Origin of the sequence: Methyloceanibacter marginalis (assembly GCF_001723295.1) — a bacterium.
Classification (GTDB): domain Bacteria; phylum Pseudomonadota; class Alphaproteobacteria; order Rhizobiales; family Methyloligellaceae; genus Methyloceanibacter; species Methyloceanibacter marginalis.
This window is the reverse complement of sequence record NZ_LPWD01000387.1, coordinates 1-2,249: the sequence shown is the minus strand read 5'-3', so window position 1 is coordinate 2,249 and position 2,249 is coordinate 1. Positions and strand designations below refer to the sequence as shown.

The window sequence follows — 2,249 nt, the reverse complement described above, 5'->3', positions numbered from 1 at the left end:
AACGGCGCCGGCAAGACCACGGTGTTCAACTGCATCACCGGGTTCTACAAGCCGACCGAAGGCCGAACCACCCTGACGCAGTCCGACGGCGACTATTTCTATCTCGAACGGCTCGACGATCACGAGATCAACGCGCAAGCGCGCGTGGCCCGCACCTTCCAGAATATTCGCCTGTTCCCCGGCATGACCGTGTTGGAGAATCTGATGGTGGCGCAGCACAACGTGCTGGCGCGCGCCTCCGGCTTTACCTTTGGCGCCATCCTCGGTCTCGTGAATTTCGGCCGTGCGGAAAAACACGCCGTCGATCTCGCCCGCTACTGGCTCGATCAAGTGGGTCTTACGGAGCGCGCCGACGAAGCGGCGGGAGACCTCTCTTACGGCGATCAACGGCGGATCGAGATCGCGCGCGCCATGTGCACGCGGCCGTTGCTTCTGTGTCTCGATGAACCTGCCGCCGGGCTCAATGCGCGGGAAAGCGACGCGCTCCAACGAGCTGCTCCATGCCATCCGCGAGACGGAGAAGATCGCCATCTTCCTCATCGAGCACGACATGAGCGTGGTCATGCGCATCTCCGACCACATCATCGTGCTCGACTACGGCAAGAAGATCGCCGACGGCACGCCGCAAGAGATCCGCGACGACCCCCATGTGATCGCCGCGTATCTCGGCGTGGCCGACGAGGAGATCGACGAAGTAAAGTCCGGGGTGCGGCCATGAGCGCCGAGGCGCTGCTTTCGCTCGACAGCGTGACCGCCTGCTACGGGCGCCTGCCCGTGCTGCATGACGTGAACCTCGACATCAAGCCCGGCGAGATCGTGGCCCTGATCGGAGCAAACGGCGCCGGCAAGACGACGACGATGATGACGATCTTCGGCCGGCCCCGTGCCAGCCAGGGCCGCATCGTCTTCCACGGCAAGGATATTGCCCAGTTGCCGACGCACGACATCGCGCGGCTGGGGATCGCGCAATCGCCAGAGGGCCGGCGCATCTTCCCGCGCATGACGGTGATGGAAAATCTCCAAATGGGCGCCATCATCGCCGGCGACCCGGACGGCTTCGATCGCGACCTGGAGCATGTGCAGACACTGTTTCCGGTGCTGAAAGAGCGCGCCGATCAGCGCGGCGGCACGCTGTCGGGCGCGAGCAGCAGATGCCTCGCCATCGCCCGCGCGCTGATGGGCCAGCCCAAGCTGCTGATGCTCGACGAGCCGTCGCTGGGGCTTGCACCTTTGATCGTCAAACAAATCTTCGCGGCGATCGAAGAACTGAATAAAGACGGGCTCACGGTTTTTCTGGTGGAGCAGAATGCCTATCACACGCTGAAGCTGGCCGACCGCGGCTATGTCATGGTCAATGGCCGCATCACCATGTCGGGGACGGGCGCGGAGCTCCTCGAACGGAAAGAAGTGCGCGCTGCGTATCTCGAAGGGGACACCGCCGTGCTGAAGGAAACGAACGGAGCATGAGCGCGCTCACCCCATCGCTGACTCCATGGCTCACCGATGACGGCTTGCGCGTGTTCCTCGCGCTCACGGTGATCATCGGCGGCGGGGCGGCGTTCCTTGCCGGCCGCGGCCTGGCGCGCGGCTGGAAGCCGCTCTGGCGCGTGTTTTTCTACATGGCGCTGCTGAGCGCCGCGGTCCGCTTCTTCAACTACGCCCTATTCGACGGCGCGCTGCTGTCGCCTTACTATTATCTCGTCACCTACGCGGTGTTGGTCGCCTGTGCCTTACTCGGCTTCCGCATGATGCGGACGACGCAGATGGTGACGCAATATCGCTGGCTTTATGCGCGCACCAGCCCGCTGACTTGGCGTGCACGGGACGCCTGAGCTAGTCTGACGCGCCCGGGTTTTGAAGGAGATGGGAATGATGCGTTTGGCAGGGCTGATCGCCGTCCTCGCGGCAAGTCTCGTGCTCGGCGGCTGCGACGGCGCGGAAGACAATCCCGACGTCGTCAAGATTGCCGTGGCCGGTCCCGTGACCGGGCAATACGCCTCCTTCGGCACGCAGATGACCAATGGCGCCGAGCAAGCGGTCGCCGACATCAACTCGGCGGGCGGCGTGCTCGGCAAGAAACTCGATCTCGAGGTCGGCGACGACGCGTGCGACCCGAAACAAGCCGTGGCCGTAGCCAATCATTTGGCTGGCCAGGGCGTGGCGCTGGTCGCCGGGCATTTCTGCTCGGGCTCGTCCATTCCCGCCTCGAACGTCTATGCCGAGAGCAAGGCGGTGATGATCTCGCCGGC

The 2,249-nt window shown here is 64.1% G+C and carries 3 protein-coding genes and 1 pseudogene; all 4 read left to right on the top strand.

Features of this window, described 5'->3' with window-relative positions:
- Positions 1–718: pseudogene (locus tag AUC71_RS18035) on the top strand (ABC transporter ATP-binding protein); the annotation flags it as partial.
- Complete coding sequence (locus AUC71_RS13305) at positions 715–1,467, top strand: ABC transporter ATP-binding protein (protein ID WP_069624640.1); 753 nt, start codon at positions 715–717, stop codon at positions 1,465–1,467. The pseudogene AUC71_RS18035 and the gene AUC71_RS13305, both read left to right, overlap by 4 nt.
- Positions 1,464–1,832 carry a DUF6867 family protein gene (locus AUC71_RS13300; RefSeq protein WP_069624639.1) on the top strand — a complete coding sequence of 123 codons (369 nt, stop codon included), beginning with the start codon at positions 1,464–1,466 and terminating at the stop codon, positions 1,830–1,832. Before AUC71_RS13305 ends, AUC71_RS13300 begins: the two co-directional genes overlap by 4 nt.
- Before the next feature lie 31 nt (positions 1,833–1,863).
- Positions 1,864–2,249 (top strand): ABC transporter substrate-binding protein (locus tag AUC71_RS13295; protein WP_204376726.1); only part of this gene is annotated, 386 nt, incomplete at its 3' end.

Bases quoted from the DNA above. Each gene is read 5' to 3' on its own strand.
- AUC71_RS13305 (WP_069624640.1), top strand. From the start codon at position 715: ATGAGCGCCGAGGCGCTGCTTTCGCTCGACAGCGTGACCGCCTGCTAC.
- AUC71_RS13300 (WP_069624639.1), top strand. From the start codon at position 1,464: ATGAGCGCGCTCACCCCATCGCTGACTCCATGGCTCACCGATGACGGC.